Annotated in this window: 14 protein-coding genes; 7 read left to right on the top strand and 7 right to left on the bottom strand. The window is 71.9% G+C overall.

Annotated features, from left to right (window positions below; translation table 11 throughout):
* The first annotated feature begins 276 nt into the window (after nucleotides 1-276).
* The 4 genes from ACWER9_RS17945 to ACWER9_RS17930 all read left to right on the top strand — a co-directional run bounded on the left by ACWER9_RS17945 (nucleotide 277) and on the right by ACWER9_RS17930 (nucleotide 2,399).
* Complete coding sequence (locus ACWER9_RS17945) at nucleotides 277-906, top strand: DedA family protein (RefSeq protein ID WP_452302886.1); 630 nt, start codon at nucleotides 277-279, stop codon at nucleotides 904-906.
* A gap of 44 nt (nucleotides 907-950) precedes the next feature.
* Nucleotides 951-1,319, top strand: a complete 369-nt coding sequence (locus ACWER9_RS17940; protein ID WP_452302885.1) for a type II toxin-antitoxin system RelE/ParE family toxin — start codon at nucleotides 951-953, stop codon at nucleotides 1,317-1,319.
* A complete protein-coding gene (locus tag ACWER9_RS17935) occupies nucleotides 1,316-1,648 on the top strand; it encodes a helix-turn-helix domain-containing protein (RefSeq protein ID WP_452302884.1) in 333 nt (110 codons plus the stop codon). Before ACWER9_RS17940 ends, ACWER9_RS17935 begins: the two co-directional genes overlap by 4 nt.
* 88 nt (nucleotides 1,649-1,736) lie before the next feature.
* Entirely contained in the window at nucleotides 1,737-2,399 is a 663-nt protein-coding gene (locus ACWER9_RS17930) for a DUF998 domain-containing protein (RefSeq protein WP_452302883.1), read from the top strand.
* Nucleotides 2,400-2,451: 52 nt separating this feature from the next.
* On the opposite strand, the gene ACWER9_RS17925 is transcribed toward ACWER9_RS17930, so the two are convergent.
* Nucleotides 2,452-3,855: an NAD(P)H-quinone dehydrogenase gene (locus tag ACWER9_RS17925; protein ID WP_452302882.1), complete on the bottom strand. Its 1,404-nt coding sequence runs from the start codon at nucleotides 3,853-3,855 to the stop codon at nucleotides 2,452-2,454.
* Nucleotides 3,856-3,961: 106 nt separating this feature from the next.
* Here ACWER9_RS17925 and ACWER9_RS17920 point away from each other — a divergent pair, with 106 nt between their 5' ends.
* Nucleotides 3,962-4,417 carry a gamma-glutamylcyclotransferase gene (locus ACWER9_RS17920; protein WP_112588201.1) on the top strand — a complete coding sequence of 152 codons (456 nt, stop codon included), beginning with the start codon at nucleotides 3,962-3,964 and terminating at the stop codon, nucleotides 4,415-4,417.
* A gap of 75 nt (nucleotides 4,418-4,492) precedes the next feature.
* Here ACWER9_RS17920 and ACWER9_RS17915 read toward each other — a convergent pair whose 3' ends face one another.
* The 4 genes from ACWER9_RS17915 to ACWER9_RS17900 all read right to left on the bottom strand — a co-directional run bounded on the left by ACWER9_RS17915 (nucleotide 4,493) and on the right by ACWER9_RS17900 (nucleotide 7,998).
* Nucleotides 4,493-5,452 (bottom strand): GNAT family N-acetyltransferase, encoded by a 960-nt coding sequence (locus ACWER9_RS17915; RefSeq protein WP_452302881.1) that lies wholly within the window; start codon nucleotides 5,450-5,452, stop codon nucleotides 4,493-4,495.
* A 62-nt stretch (nucleotides 5,453-5,514) separates the two neighbouring features.
* On the bottom strand, nucleotides 5,515-6,249 hold the full coding sequence (locus ACWER9_RS17910; protein ID WP_452302921.1) for an SCO6745 family protein: 735 nt from the start codon (nucleotides 6,247-6,249) through the stop codon (nucleotides 5,515-5,517).
* A gap of 104 nt (nucleotides 6,250-6,353) precedes the next feature.
* Nucleotides 6,354-7,361 carry a hypothetical protein gene (locus ACWER9_RS17905; RefSeq protein ID WP_452302880.1) on the bottom strand — a complete coding sequence of 336 codons (1,008 nt, stop codon included), beginning with the start codon at nucleotides 7,359-7,361 and terminating at the stop codon, nucleotides 6,354-6,356.
* A gap of 4 nt (nucleotides 7,362-7,365) precedes the next feature.
* A complete protein-coding gene (locus ACWER9_RS17900; protein WP_452302879.1) occupies nucleotides 7,366-7,998 on the bottom strand; it encodes an MBL fold metallo-hydrolase in 633 nt (210 codons plus the stop codon).
* A gap of 93 nt (nucleotides 7,999-8,091) precedes the next feature.
* On the opposite strand from ACWER9_RS17900, the gene ACWER9_RS17895 reads away from it, so the two are divergent.
* On the top strand, nucleotides 8,092-9,051 hold the full coding sequence (locus tag ACWER9_RS17895; protein WP_452302878.1) for a DUF4349 domain-containing protein: 960 nt from the start codon (nucleotides 8,092-8,094) through the stop codon (nucleotides 9,049-9,051).
* Here the strand turns inward: ACWER9_RS17895 and ACWER9_RS17890 are convergent.
* Together ACWER9_RS17890 and ACWER9_RS17885 are read right to left on the bottom strand one after the other, a co-directional pair.
* Nucleotides 9,008-10,267 (bottom strand): amidohydrolase, encoded by a 1,260-nt coding sequence (locus tag ACWER9_RS17890; protein WP_452302877.1) that lies wholly within the window; start codon nucleotides 10,265-10,267, stop codon nucleotides 9,008-9,010. The genes ACWER9_RS17895 and ACWER9_RS17890 overlap by 44 nt on opposite strands.
* 457 nt (nucleotides 10,268-10,724) lie before the next feature.
* On the bottom strand, nucleotides 10,725-12,308 hold the full coding sequence (locus tag ACWER9_RS17885; protein ID WP_452302876.1) for an acyl-CoA mutase large subunit family protein: 1,584 nt from the start codon (nucleotides 12,306-12,308) through the stop codon (nucleotides 10,725-10,727).
* Between the two features lie 207 nt (nucleotides 12,309-12,515).
* On the opposite strand from ACWER9_RS17885, the gene ACWER9_RS17880 reads away from it, so the two are divergent.
* Entirely contained in the window at nucleotides 12,516-14,579 is a 2,064-nt protein-coding gene (locus ACWER9_RS17880) for a serine/threonine-protein kinase (RefSeq protein ID WP_452302875.1), read from the top strand.
* Nucleotides 14,580-14,620: the final 41 nt, after the last annotated feature.

The raw sequence follows: 14,620 nt of genomic DNA, 5'->3' as shown, positions 1-14,620 counted from the left end.
GACCCGCCGGCGGCCCTGGCGGCCGAATCGTCAGGAACGGGGGACCCGACGGGCATGGCCGCGCCGACAACGGTACGCCGACGAACGCCGTTCTGCCGCCCGCCCGTGGGCCGTGGGCCAGCCTCCGAACCCGTCACTCGACAGCGACCAGCCTCGTTGTAAGCGGGTGGCCCAGTCGTGTCGACGGTCACGACGGGCCGGGGCCGTCCACCGTGACGCCGGACACGACGTCAGGCTCAAGACACCCAATCGGCCGCATCCGGCGAGGTGGCAGGCGTGCCCGAACTACTGACTGACGTCGCGTCGCCGACGTGGGCGTATCTGGTGCTGCTCGCCCTGCTGATCGCGGACGCCTTCGTGCCGGTGATCCCCACCCAGATCGTCATGATCACCAGTGGTGCGCTCACCGTGTACGGCGGGCTCAGCCTGCCGATCACGATCGCCGTCGGCGCACTCGGCGTCTTCGCCGGCGATCTGGTCTGCTATCTGCTGGGGCGCAGCGCGCCGGACCGCCGGCCACCCCGGCACGCCGAACTGAGCCGCGCCCGGCGGATGGCCAGCCGAGTGACCCAGGGGCTGCGACAACCCGGGCCGCTCGTCATCCTGCTCTGCCGGTTCGTGCCCGGCGGCCGGATGGCCGCCTGCTTCTCGGCCGGGCGCAGCCGCTACCCGTACCGCCTGTTCGTGCTCTACGAGGCCATCGCCGCGCTGGGCTGGGCCACCTACGGCGCGCTGGTCGGGCACCTGGGCGGCACCGCACTGACCGAGTCGGCCTGGCGGCTGGCCATCATCGCCACCGCCGCGGCGGCCGGCTTCGCCGCAGCAGGGTGGGCGATGACGCTTGTGAGCGCCCGCCACGCCCGCGCCGCCGCCGCGGTCGCCGCGGTCGACGTCCCCATCGACTGAGTGTCGCCGGGCCTGCGGGTATAAGCTGCACTTATATTGACAGCATGTGGGACGTCAGACTTCACCCCGAGGTCGAGGGATGGTTCCTCGACCTTTGCAAGACGGACCCCGCCAGTGCCGACCTCGTCAGCGAAGCCATCGACCTCCTCGCCGAACACGGGCCGGCACTCGGGCGCCCCCTGGTTGACCGCCTCAAGGGCAGCGTCTTCCACCACATGAAGGAGTTGCGACCTGGGTCAGCCGGCTCCACGGAGGTCCGCATGATTTTCGCATTTGATCCAGTTCGAGAAGCTGTTTTCTTGGTCGCTGGCGACAAGTCAGGTCAGTGGCAGACTTGGTACAAGACCGCGGTCCCGTTGGCGGACGACCGGTTTCAGGAGCACCTCTCCAGGCTGAGGGAAACACAGAGATGACCGGTGGAGCCGACTGGCAGGACGTCAAGGCGAAGGCCCGCGAGCTCGATTCGTCCTGGGAGGACCCGGACCGGGTTTCCCGGCGGGCCGAGCACCGTGCACAGATGTTGGCGTCGGTGAGCGGGGCACAGCTGGCAGAGATCCGCAAGCACCTGGGTATGACACAGGTGCAGCTGGCCGATGCGGCAGGGCTGACGCAGGCCAGAATCAGCCAGATCGAGAACGGCGAGCACACCAGCCTGGAATCGCTCCGAGCCTACGTCACCGGCCTGGGCGGTCACCTCGACGTCGTCGCCCGCATCGGAAACATCCAGCTGAACGTCGCTTGACCCGACGAGCCTCTAGGGGTGGTCCCGGGGGGTTAATTCCGTGGGCGTCCCCGATTCGGCTGGGGTGTCCACGGCGACAGGCTGAGGCATGCCTGGAACCCGGAGTACCGGCCTGCTGGCCCTGGGCGGGATCGCCCTGGCGGCGCTGCTCACCGTGATCGGCCACCTCGAAGTCAACGACGACCTCAACCCGTGGGCGCTGACCATCAGCGACTTCGCGGTCTCCGACCGCGGCGGCGTCATCGACGTCGCCATGGTGGTGCTGGCGCTGTCCTCGGTGGCGCTGCTGTACGGGTTGCGCCACGTCGGGCCGCCCCGACCGCGCTCCGGCCGAACGGCCGAACTGCTGCTCGGCGCGTGGGTGGGTGGGCTGCTACTGGCCGCCGTGGTCCCGACGAACGAGCCGGGCACCGCCATGACCACCGCCGCCTACCTGCACCGGTACGCGTCGGTGGTCGCCTTCCTGGCGTTGCCGGTGGCCGGTTGGCTGCTCGCCCGCCGACCCGACCTGACGCCCGCTGCCCGGACGCTACGCGCCCTGGTCCTGCTGAGCCTGGCCCTGGCGGCGGCGATGATCTGGTCCGCCTACCCGGGCGACCGGATGCTCATCGGCCTGGCCGAACGCCTCCTGATCCTCGCCGAGGTGGCGGTCCTGGCAACGATCGCAACAACCCTGACCCGACCCCGACCTCGGCCTGCGCGCGTCGATCATGCGGTTGTGGTGCCTCACAAAAGGGGCGTGGCAGCCTAGAGCGGCCACCACAACTCCATGATCGACGAGGACGGCCGGCCCCGCGAGGGCCTCACTCCAACTCGTGCAGCATGAGCTGGCGGGCCGCCTCGGTGATCGAGCCGGAGAGGCTCGGGTAGATGGTGATGGTCTGGGCCAGCTCGTTGACGGTGAGGTTGTTCTCCACCGCCATGGTGATCGGCAGGATCAGCTCGCTGGCCTTCGGGGCGACCACCACACCACCGATCACCTGACCGCTGGCGGGCCGGCAGAACAGCTTCACGAAACCGTCGGAGAGGTCGTCCATCTTGGCCCGGGCGTTGCCCGACAGCGGCAGCATCACCTGCCGGGCCGGCACCTTGCCCGCGTCCACCTCGTCCTGCGAGACACCCACGGTGGCCAGCTCCGGATCAGTGAAGACGTTCGCCGCGACGGTACGCAGTCGCAGCGGGCGGACCGCCTCGCCGAGCGCGTGCCACATGGCGATCCGGCCCTGCATGGCGGCGACACTCGCCAGCAGCAGGACTCCGGTGCAGTCGCCGGCGGCGTAGATGCCCGGCACGTTGGTCCGGGAAGCCCGGTCGACTGTCACGTAGCCGCCCCGGCCCAGCTCCACCCCGTACTCGGCGAGGCCCAGGTTGGCCGTGTTCGGGATCGAACCGACGGTGATCAGCGCGTGCGAGCCGGTCACCCTACGGCCGTCGGAGAGTTCCACCTCGACACCGTCGGCGGTACGCCGGACCGCGTCGGCCCGGGAGTTGTTGAGGATCTCCATGCCCCGGTTGCGGAACACCCGCTCGATTGCGGACGCGGCGTCGGCGTCCTCGTGCGGCATCACCCGGTCCCGGCTGGAGACCAGGGTCACCTCGACCCCCATCGCCAGGTACGCGCTCGCGAACTCGGCGCCGGTCACGCCGGACCCGACCACGATCAGGTGCTCGGGCAGCTCCGGCAGGTCGTAAACCTGTCGCCAGGTCAGGATGCGCTCACCGTCAGGTACGGCGGTGGGCAGCTGGCGGGGTGTCGAGCCGGTGGCCACCAGCACGGTGGACGCGTCGATCGAGTATTCCTCCCCGCCGTCGGCGGGGGTGACGACGACCCGGTGGGTGTGCCCGAGGGAGTCCTCACCGAGCCGGGCGGTGCCGGCCACGAAGGTGACCCCCGCCTTCAGCAGCTTGGCGTGGATGTCCGCGGACTGCGCCAGGGCCAGCCGCTTGACCCGCTCGTGCACCGCCCGCGCGTCGACGGTGACCGCCTCCAGGCCGTCCGAGTGGACCCCGAACTCCTCGGTGTCGCGGTAGCCGGTGACCACCCCCGAGCTGGCGATGAAGGTCTTCGAGGGCACGCAGTCGGAGAGTACGCAGGCACCGCCCGCGCCGTCCGCCTCCACCACTGTGACATCGGCGTCGAGCTGGGCGGCGACGAGTGCCGCCTCGTACCCGGCCGGCCCCCCGCCGATGATCACGATCCGGCTCACAGCGTTCGCCCTTCGTCCATGCTCACAGTGACTTTCTTCTCCCGAGCGCATTCGACACGCACTGTCGTATTCTCCCCCACCCGTCGGCCGGGCTATCGTCATCGCCGTGCGTCATCACGCCGCCTACGGCTCAAATCTCGATCCCGCCCGGATGCGCGCCTACTGTCCGCATTCGCCGATGGTGGGCACCGGCTGGCTGGAGGGCTGGCGGCTGACCTTCGCCGGGGCGGACGTGATCGGCTGGGAGGGTGCGGTGAGCACCCTCGTCGAGTCGCCCGGCGACCGGGTCTTCGTGGCGCTCTACGACATCCACCCGTACGACGCCGGCCAGCTCGACGAGATCGAGGGGGTGACCGCCGGCACGTACCGCAAGCTGCACGTGCGGGTCTCCACCCTCGACGGCGACGTGACCGCGTGGATCTACGTCTTCAACGGGTACGAGGGTGGCCTGCCCACCTCGTGGTACCTGTCGGAGATCGCGAACGCCGCCGAGAAGGCGGGCGCCCCGGACGACTACGTCACCGAGCTGCGGGCCCGCCCCACCGGCACCGCGTCGGCGTAGCAGCGCGTATCGCACCCCTCCAGTCTGCTACCGCTGTCGAGCGGAGCGACGGTCGGGCCGCATGAGGGTCGTCAATCACACACCGGCCGCCGGAACGACACGTTCGTACATGTCGGTCCACCGGGTCTCCCGCAGGCCGACCGATCGGTAGAGCGACAGCGGGGCGGTCGGGTTGGTGAGGTCGACGCCCAGGCCGACCGACCGCCGCCCCTTCTCGGCATAGCGGGCGAAGGCGCGGCGCAGCAACGCCGCCCCCACACCCCGGCGACGGTACGCGGACCGCACCGACAGACTCTTCACCCAGCCCGACTGCTGGTCGAGCGCCTGGTCCGAGGACTGCAACGCGCCGACCGGCACCCCGTCGACCTCGGCGACGAACCACTCGTCCCAGGCGGTCAGGTCACCGATCCGGGCCCGCCACCGCTCGTACGACAGCGGTTCGTGGTCCGGGGTGTTGCCGAAGGCGGCCTCGTAGATCCGGTGGAACTCCACCAGATCGGTCTCGTCGTCCGGGCGGACCGGACGGACCGTCACGGCCGATGGCGCGGCCGGCTCGTCGGGCAGGTCGTCCAACGGCCGGCTCATCCGGACGTACCGCTTGACGAGGGAGAACCCGAGCGTGCGCAAGGAGTGTTCCCAGTCACGTTCCGGGGCGAAGACCGCGCAACGGACGGTGAGCGACGGCAGCCCGCGCTCGGCGGCGCGCTCGGCGACCCGGTCCAGTTGGCGGACCAGCAGCGGCGCCCGGACGGTGGCGGCCCGTACCGGGTCGACGTAGACCTCCACGAACTCCCGGCCCACCCCGGTCGGGTTGTCCACCGTCGCCCAGCCGACCACCGTGTCGTCCGGGTCGATCGCCAGCCAGGAGTCCCGGGTCGGGTCGAAGTGCGGGGCGGTCAGCGACGCGGCGACATCCTCGGCGTCGAAGTCCGGATGGCCGATCGCGAAGGTGTCGGCGGCGTGCACCACCGCGAGGATCGCCGGCACGTCGTCGAGGGTGGGCCGGCGCGTTGTCCAACCAGCGGGAAGGGTCACGGCAGAAGATCCTGGCAGCCGCTCGGCCCCGGCGCCGCCCATTTTCGGGCCGATGGAGAGGGTCAGACCAGGCCGGCCCGGATGCGGTGCAGCAACTCCACCAACTCCGCGCCGTCGGCCGGGCCGAGGGCCGTGAACGCCGGCGCGGCCAGCCGGTTGGTCACCGCCTCCGCCCACAGTCGGCGTCGCACCAGCGGCCCGATCGGCGGGTACGGCGGCGGCCAGCCACAGGCCACCGCGCCGGCCTCGCCCTCCGGCCCGGCCAGCACGGCCTCCAGCGGGCTCATCCCGGCGGCGCGTACCGCCAGGAGGTAGGCGCCGGTGAAGTGTTCCCGGAGCAGCCGCAGCCCGGCGGCGCTGCGGGCCCCCGCGGAGAGATCAGGCAGGGGCATGGCCCGCCACGCGGCGAAGAGCGGCATCCCGCTGGCTTCGGCCGCCACCACGGCCCGCTCGACGAGCGCCGACAGGCGCTCGGTGTCGGGTAGGGGGCCGAGCTGCTGCGCCCCCCATCGGCAACACTCGGCGAGGCTCGCCGCGGCCACCTCGAACGGCGGGACGACCCGGGCCGCGGCGTCCCAACCGTCGGCGACCGCGTCCGGGGCGATGAAACCGAGGGCGGCGGCGGCCGTCTCGGCCCGCACGTCGCCGAGGGCTCCGGCCCGGCCACTGATGTAGAAGGCCCAGCCGGAGATGCCGAGCAGTCGGGCTCGGCGCATCGTGGTCGGGTCCCGGCTGAAGGCGTCGCCCAGGTCGAGCACGACGGGCTTGCTTGCGGCGGCGACCTGCTCCGGAGTCACCGCGCTGCGCCGCTCGGGTGAGCCGGCCCGTCGAGCACGACCACGAGCCGGCCCGGCGCCACTCGCCGTGTACGGTCCGCACACTCGTCGTCGTCCATCGATGGTCAGTCTGCCGCGCCACCGCCCGCGTCCGCATCCCCCTCTTCGGCCGCCAGTGCCTCGACCGCCGCCTCGACCTCGCCGGCACGCCGCCGGGCCACGGTGACCGCCCGCTCGGCGGCACGCCGAGCCAGCTTGGCCCGGCTGAGATCCTGCTCGGCGACCGCGCGCCGCCGCTCCAGGTCGGCCAGCTCGGCCTCGAGACCATCGAGTACGGCCGCGCCGTCGCGCTCCTGCCCGGTCGCCTCGGTCAGCTCGGCCTCGGCCCGCTCCTGGTCGGCCTGGGCCTTCGCCAGCTCCCGGTCCAGGGCGCGACGCCGCCGGGCCCGCTCGGCTCGGGCCGCCCGCTGCGCGGCCCGTTCGGCCTGCTCGGCGCGTTCGGCGGCCCGTTCCTCGGCGCGGTCGGTCGCCCGGCCCGTGCGGGGTGCCGCCTCGGGACGGCCCCGCTGCGCGCCCGGTCGACGGGCCGGGCGTTCCTCCTCCTGCTCCTCGTCGTCGCCGGTGACCAACCGCAGTTGCGGCCTGGGCACCTCACCGAAGCCGGCGTAGCTGGCCGCCCGCAGCAGGCGGCCCGCCCGCACCTGCTCGGCCACCTCGACGTCGGAGAACGCCGCGTTGAACGTCGCCTCCACCTCGGCCAGGGGCAGCCGGCTCGCCGGTGGCGCGTCCGGCTCGGCCGCGGCGAGCTTGCGGACCTCGGCGACCAGGGCACCCACCACCGCCCGGCGCTGCGCGGACAGCTCCCGCAGTCGGGGCCCGCGCAGCTCCCGCTGGGCGGTGCGCAGGGCGTCGGCGAGCTGCACCAGATCGGCGACCAACTCCGGACGGCGGATGGCGAGCAGGTTCACCAACCAGGCGGCCACCGTCGGGCGACGCAACCGGGCCAGTTGTCGGGCGGTGGTCGGGTCGCCGGCCCGGCGGGCTTCGGCCACGGCGGCGTCCCGGGCGGCCACGAACCGGTCTGGTGGGGTGCGGTAGAGCTGCTGCACCAGCTCCGCGGAGAGGCCGGGCATCGGGTCAGACGTCCACCCGGCTACCGGGCTCCAGTCGCTGGTACTCGGTGCGCGACAGCGCGGTGTACTGCCGGTCGAGCACGCCCAACCCGTTGTCGTTGAGCAACGCGTCGTGCAGGGCGTACGCGCGCCGCGGTGCGACCGCGCGGATGAAGTCGACCACCTCGGAGAACTTCGACCAGGGGGCGTGGACCGGCGCGAAGAGCGTGTCGACGGGTGTCTCGTCCGGCACCACCAGGGAGTCGCCGGGGTGGTAGACCACGTCGTTGATGAGGTAACCGAGGTTGTCGACGACCGGGATGTCGGGGTGGATCACGGCGTGCCGCCCCCCGTACGCGCGCACGGCCACCCCGGCTGCGGTGAACGACTCGCCGACGTCGACCGGGCGCAGCACGTCGGCCGCGTCGCCCAGGGTCCCGGCGAGCGAGGCCGGCCCGTGGATCGGGAACGGCTGCCGGTCGAGCTGGAGGCGTACCGCTGCCAGGTCGAGGTGGTCGGGGTGTTCGTGGGTGACCAGCACCGCGTCCGCACCGTCCAGCGCCGCCGCGGTGTCGCTGAACACCCCGGGGTCGACAACGAGCACTCCCCCGTCGTGTTCCACCCGGAGGCAGGAGTGGGCGTACTTGGTGAGCCGCATCGTGACTCCTCGATTATCGAATCGTGACGTCCTCAGCGCAGTCTGCCGGAACCAGCCGGTGTGCGCGTCGCGTCCGAGCTATCGCCACACCGGTTGACGACGATGGGAGCGGGGATGGACGGACAGGTGGGACGACGGCGCGGCGCGCTGCTGGCGGCGACGACACTTGCGGCGGCGCTGGCGCTGACCGGATGCGGTGCCGGCGACAGCGGGGCGAAGGACACCGCCGGCTCGGCAGCCGAGGCGCCGCCGGCCAACGGCGGTGCGGGCCGGGACGCCGCCGCGAACGCACCGGAGGGGGCCGGCGCCGGCGCGCCGGACCTGCGGGTCGACCAGCGGGCGATCATCTACACCGGAACGATGCGGGTGCAGGTGGACGATGTGGACTCGGCCGCCCGTGAGGCCGCCGCCGTGGCCACCCGGGCCGGTGGCTTCGTCGGTGGGGACCAGCGGCACAGTGCCGACGACGACGCGGTGGCGGAGTTGGAGCTGCGAGTTCCGGCGGCGGAGTTCGCCGGCGTGGTGGAGGCGATCACGAAGCTCGGCCGGCAGCAGAGCCGCGAGATCAACACTCAGGACGTCACCGAGGAGACCGTCGACCTGGAGGCCCGGATCACCAGTCAGCGGGCCCGGGTGGAGAGCGCCCGCAGGTTGCTGGCCCGCGCCACCTCGATCACCGACCTGGTGTCGCTGGAGAACGAGTTGGGTCGCCGGGAGGCCGACCTGGCGTCGCTGGAGGCCAAGAAGCGACGCCTGGCCGACCTCACCGCCCTCTCCACGATCACCGTGTCGCTTGCCGGGCCGACCGCGAAGGCCACCGAGGAGAAGGCCGAGACCGGCTTCCTGGTCGGGCTCAGGGGCGGCTGGAAGGCGTTCGTCGTCTCGATGACCGTGCTGCTCACGGTGTTCGGCGCGTTGCTGCCGTGGCTGGTGGCGTTCGGCGTACCGGTGGCGGTGTTGCTTGTGGTGCTGCGCCGCAGGCGCAAGGCCCCGGCTCTGGTCGCGCCGGTCAGCGCGCCGCCGCCAGTGCCCGCAACGCGGTCTGCACCATGACCCGGACGCCGGCCGGGATGGCCCGCTCGTCCACGTCGAAGCTCGCCCGGTGCAGGTCGACGTTGGGCCCGGAGCGACCGACGCCGAGCCGGGCGAGGGCGCCGGGGACGTACTCGAGGTACCAGGAGAAGTCCTCGCCGCCCATGCTCTGCGGTGTCTCGGCGACCCCGTCCGGGCCGAGCGCGGCGGTGGTGGCGGCGGTCAGCACCTGGATGGCGCGGGCGTCGTTGCACACCGGCGGCCGACCGCGCAGGTACTCCAGGTCGACGGTCGCGCCGGTCGGTGCGATCACGTCCCGCACCACCTGAGCGACGATCTTCGGAGCCTGCTCCCAGGTGTCACGGTCCATCACCCGGAGGGTGCCGGAGGCGCTCGCCTCGGACGGGATGACGTTGTAGCGGGTGCCGGCCGACGCGTGGCCGAAGACCAGCAGCAGGCCGCTGTTGGCCGGCACCCGGCGGCTGACCAGGGCGGGCACCTCGGTGATCAGCCGACCGAGCGCGTCGACCATGTCGACGGTCAGGTGCGGGCGGGCGGTGTGCCCGCCCGGGCCGGAGAGTCGGACGGTCACGTTGTCGGCGGCCGCGGTGATCGGGCCGACCCGCAGGCCGACCTGGCCCACCGGGAGGTTCGGGTCGCAGTGCAGCGCGAAGATCTGCACCACGTCGTCCAGGCCACCGGCCTCGATGACCTCCAGCGAACCGCAGGGCAGGATCTCCTCGGCCGGCTGGAAGATCAGCCGGACCCGGCCGTCCAGCTCGCCGAGGTCGGCGAGCTGGGCCAGCAGCATGCCGACGCCGAGCAGGATCGAGGTGTGCACGTCGTGCCCGCAGGCGTGGCAGACGCCCTCCACGGTCGACCGGTACGGGACGTCCTTGGGGTCGTCGAGCGGCAGCGCGTCGATGTCGGCGCGCAACGCCACGACCGGGCCGTCCGGCCTGCCGTTGACGTCGCAGATCACGCCGTTGCCCTTGGGTAGCAGACGCGGGTTCAGCCCGGCCAGCGACAGCTCACGGGCGATCAGCGCGGCCGTCTCGAACTCGGTGCCGGAGAGTTCGGGGTGCGAGTGGAGGTGACGGCGCGTAGCGATGAGCCCCGGTACCCGGAGCGCGAGGAGGTGGTCCAGCTCACGGGGCAGGGGCTGGGATCCGGGTGGCGTCTCCGGCCAGGACGACGCCAGCTGGCCACCAGTGGGCAGCGTCAACGCACTCGTCACGTCGAATTCTCGATCACTAGGAATGGATGGATCATCGGGGACAGCAGACAGCCTAGACCTCCGACGGTGACGCTGCGCAACCTCGTTACGGTAGTGATCAGACCGCGCAGAGTCACGTATGCCCTGCTGAGGGCGCTCGTCAAGGCGGGGGACAGCAGGTAGATCACGGTCGAACGCCGTCATCAGCCCCTCACCTCCTACAACGCGTAACCGATCACGGCTGTTGCGAATCCCGGCACCAGTCGGAGACTCGTTGCCAAATTGTCGCATTAGTCGGGGTGATGAACTGACACTCCGACAATTAGCCGACCACACTCCGCAACGAGCCGGATAAGGACGCTCACACGCACCCACACGGCGCGGGCGCACACGGTGTGCGTCCCGGCCTCGACCGACCGGGTACCCGCTCGACCCGTCGGACACACCGCAGACCCGAGGCGCAGCCGCGACCGCCGGCTCAGAAGCGGTCGGTGGGCCGGTACACCCCCCACACCTCGCGCAGCGTCCCGCAGACCTCACCGACGGTCGCCCGGGCCCGCAGCGCCTCCTTCATCGGGTACAGCACGTTGTCCGCGCCCTCGGCGGCGGTGCGGAGATCGGCGAGCGCCCGCGCCACCGCGTCGGCGTCCCGCTCGGAACGCAGCCGGGCCAGCCGGTCGGCCTGGGCCGCCTCGATCGACGGGTCGACCCGCAGTGGCTCGTACGGCTCCTCCTCGTCCACGGTGAACCGGTTGAGCCCGACCACCACCCGCTCCCCCGAGTCGATCTCCTGGGCGATCCGGTACGCGGACTGCTCGATCTCCCGCTTCTGGAACCCGGCCTCGATCGCGTCCACCGCCGAACCGTGGTCGGTCACCCGCTCCATCAACTCGACGGCGGCGGCCTCGATCTCGGCGGTCATCGCCTCCACCACGTACGAGCCGGCGAACGGGTCGACGGTGGCGGTCAGGTCCGTCTCGTAGGCCAGCACCTGCTGGGTACGCAGTGCGAGCCGGGCCGCCTTCTCGGTGGGCAGCGCGATCGCCTCGTCGAAGCTGTTGGTGTGCAGCGACTGGGTGCCGCCGAGCACCGCGCCCAGCCCCTGCACCGCCACCCGGACCAGGTTCACCTCCGGCTGCTGGGCGGTGAGCTGCACGCCTGCGGTCTGGGTGTGGAACCGCAGCATCATCGACTTCGGATCCTTGGCGCCGAAGTCGTCCCGCATCAGCCGGGCCCAGATCCGCCGGGCGGCGCGGAACTTCGCCACCTCCTCCAGCAGCGTGGTGCGGGCCACGAAGAAGAACGACAGCCGGGGCGCGAAGTCGTCGACGGCCAGCCCGGCGGCCAACGCCGCGCGTACGTACTCCACGCCGTTGGCGAGGGTGAACGCGATCTCCTGCGCGGGCGTCGCGCCGGCCTCCGCCATGTGGTAGCCGGAGATGGAGATGGTGTTCCACTTCGGCACCTCCTTGCGGCAGTACGCGAAGGTGTCGGCCACCAGGCGCAGCGACGGCTTCGGCGGGAAGATGTACGTCCCCCGGGCGATGTACTCCTTGAGGATGTCGTTCTGGATGGTGCCGTTGAGCGCCGTGCCCGGCACGCCGTTCTCCTCGGCGACGAGCTGGTAGAGCAGCAGCAGCACCGAACCGGGCGCGTTGATGGTCATCGAGGTGGACACCTTGTCCAGTGGGATGTCGGCGAAGAGCAGCCGCATGTCCTCGATGGAGTCGATCGCGACGCCCACCTTGCCGACCTCGCCGTGCGCGATCGCGTCGTCGGAGTCGTAGCCCATCTGGGTCGGCAGGTCGAACGCGACCGAGAGGCCCATCGTGCCGGCTCGCAGGAGCTGGTGGTACCGCGCGTTGGACTCGGTGGCGGTGCCGAAGCCGGCGTACTGGCGCATGGTCCACGGGCGGGAGGTGTACATGGTGGGGTAGACACCCCGGGTGTACGGGAACTCGCCGGGGTTGCCGAGCCGGGAGTCCAGGTCTTCCGGAAGGTCGGCTTCCGTGTAGACACCGTTGATCTCGAAACCGGACTCGCTTGACCGCCGTTGGTTCATCCCCGGATGGTAGGCCGCCGCAGCCATGTCGGCGGGTGAGGGATACCGCACAGCGCGTCTCGACCGGTCGACAACAGGTGAACGACAGGGCACGTTCCGTCGACTTCGACAAACGTCCGTCGCGTCGGCTTTCGCATCGGGCGTCGGAACCAGCAAGATAGGGGGGTTGTGTCCCAGCCCCCCTCGATTTCCCCCGGTGGCTTTTCTGTGACTCAGATCCCGACGTGGAGCGGCGGACCAGTCAGTCCCGCCAACGGCCGAGCGGCGCCCGGCACCACCATTGGTGGCCGATACTCGCTGCGGTCGTCGGTGGGTAACGGCGGCATGGGCACGGTGTGGCGCGCCACAGACACGCTGCTCCGCCGTGACGTGGCGGTGAAGGAGGTCGTCCTGCCTCCGGGGCTGGCCCCCAGCGACCGCGACGCGATGTACGAGCGCACCCTGCGCGAGGCCCGCGCCGCCGCCGCCATCCAGCACCCGGCCGTGGTGCAGGTGTACGACGTGGTCACCGAGGCCGGGCGGCCGTGGATCGTGATGGAGCTGCTGGACGCCCGCAGCCTCGCCGACATGGTCATCGAGGACGGCCCGGTCGCGCCCCGCGCCGTCGCCAAGATCGGCATCGCGCTGCTCGGCGCGTTGGAGGTCGCGCACGCGATCGGCGTACTGCACCGTGACGTCAAGCCCGCAAACGTGCTGATCTGCACCGACGGCCGCTGCGTGCTCACCGACTTCGGGGTCGCCCGGATGCCGACCGACGTGCAGCTCACCACCCCCGGCATGGTGCTCGGCTCGCCGCACTTCATCTCGCCCGAGCGGGCCATGGGCCAGGAGTTCGGCCCGCCAAGCGACCTCTTCTCGCTTGGTGTGACGCTCTACACCGCCGTCGAGGGGCGGCCCCCGTTCGACAAGGGCGACCCGATCGAGACCATGCACGCCGTGGTGGAGGACCCGCCCGCCCCGCCGCAGCGCAGCGGCCCGCTGACCCGGGTGCTGATGGGCCTGCTGGAGAAGGACCCGGCCCGCCGGCTCGACGTGCACACCTCCCGGGCGATGCTTCGCGAGCTGCTCGCCGGCCCGCTGGGCAGCACGGCGACGGCGGTGCACTCGGTCACCGACCCGTACGCCGTGGTGCCGGTGCAGCAGCGACCCGTACCCGTCCTCCCGCCGGCCCAGCCGGAGCCGAAGCCGGACAGCCAGATCGGCGGCAAGGCGATGCTGGCCCCGGGCGAGTCCCTGACCGACCGGCTGGCCGCGCTGCGCCGGGGCGAGCGCCCCAAGGCAACTCCCGCGGCCGCCACCACCGGCGCTCTCGACGAGACCAGCGCCGACGCGTTGGCCGGCCCGCTGCACACGCCGACCGGCGCGATGCCGGCCCCCGGTCGACAGGTGGCCGGGCGCACCTACGGCGGCACCGCGGACGCCACCCAGCGGGTGGACGCCGGCGGGCACCCCGACGCCACCCAGCGGGTCAGCTACGGCAACGCGGCCGACGCCACCCAGCAGGTCGGGTACGGCGGCGCACCGGAGGCCACCCAGCGCATCGGCGGCACCTACGGCGGCGGCAACCAGTGGTCGGTGCCGGGCACCGGCCAACCCTGGGCCACCGCGCCCGCCGCTTCGGGCGGCAGCGCTCTGGACAAGGTCCGGGCCACGGGTGGCCAGCTCGTCACCACGGTCAAGGGCTGGCCGCGCAAGGTGCAGCTCGCCGCGGCCGGCGGTCTGGTCGTCGTCCTGGTGCTCACCGTGGTGGCGCTCTCCGGCGGCGGCGACGCACCACCGAGCGCCCCGGCGGCACAGCCCACCACCGCCGCCCCGGCGGCCCCCACGGTCGAGATGCAGGAGCACACGGCCCGCGGGATCCAGGTGATGGTGCCGAAGGGCTGGAAGAAGGCCACCGGCGGCTCGTACACCGACTACATCGACCCGGCGGACAGCGGCCGTAAGGTCCGCATCATCACCGAGAAGTGGTCCAGCAGCTCCGCCCGGTGGGCAGAGACGGCCGAGAACGGCCTGAAGACCCGGAGCACGTCCTGCGTGAAGCCGTACGCCCAGGTCAACGCCGTGGAGACCGAGCTGGCCAGCAAGCCCGCCGCCGAATTCGAGTACACCTGCGGCGAGGGCGACTCGATGCGGCACGGCGTGTGGCGGGGGGTGGCGCAGGGCGGCAAGGCGTACTCGTTCTACCTGACCGCCACCGATGCCAAGTTCGCGGAGAGCAAGCCGATCTTCGACGAGATGGCGCGGACGTTCCAGCTCACCGGGGACGGCTGAGCCGGAGGGAACCCGCAGGGGTGATCCGCCGCCGTGCTATC

This window comes from Micromonospora sp. NPDC003944, from assembly GCF_053605225.1.
The sequence above is the reverse complement of the archived record's forward strand: the minus strand, read 5'-3'. Positions and strand labels throughout refer to the sequence as shown.

What these genes read in the sequence shown, in the direction of transcription:
- ACWER9_RS17940 (WP_452302885.1), top strand. Translation starts at nt 951, where the DNA reads ATGTGGGACGTCAGACTTCACCCCGAGGTCGAGGGATGGTTCCTCGAC.
- ACWER9_RS17905 (WP_452302880.1), bottom strand. Translation starts at nt 7,361, where the DNA reads ATGCCCGGCCTCTCCGCGGAGCTGGTGCAGCAGCTCTACCGCACCCCA.
- ACWER9_RS17935 (WP_452302884.1), top strand. Translation starts at nt 1,316, where the DNA reads ATGACCGGTGGAGCCGACTGGCAGGACGTCAAGGCGAAGGCCCGCGAG.
- ACWER9_RS17885 (WP_452302876.1), bottom strand. Translation starts at nt 12,308, where the DNA reads ATGAACCAACGGCGGTCAAGCGAGTCCGGTTTCGAGATCAACGGTGTC.
- ACWER9_RS17900 (WP_452302879.1), bottom strand. Translation starts at nt 7,998, where the DNA reads ATGCGGCTCACCAAGTACGCCCACTCCTGCCTCCGGGTGGAACACGAC.
- ACWER9_RS17930 (WP_452302883.1), top strand. Translation starts at nt 1,737, where the DNA reads ATGCCTGGAACCCGGAGTACCGGCCTGCTGGCCCTGGGCGGGATCGCC.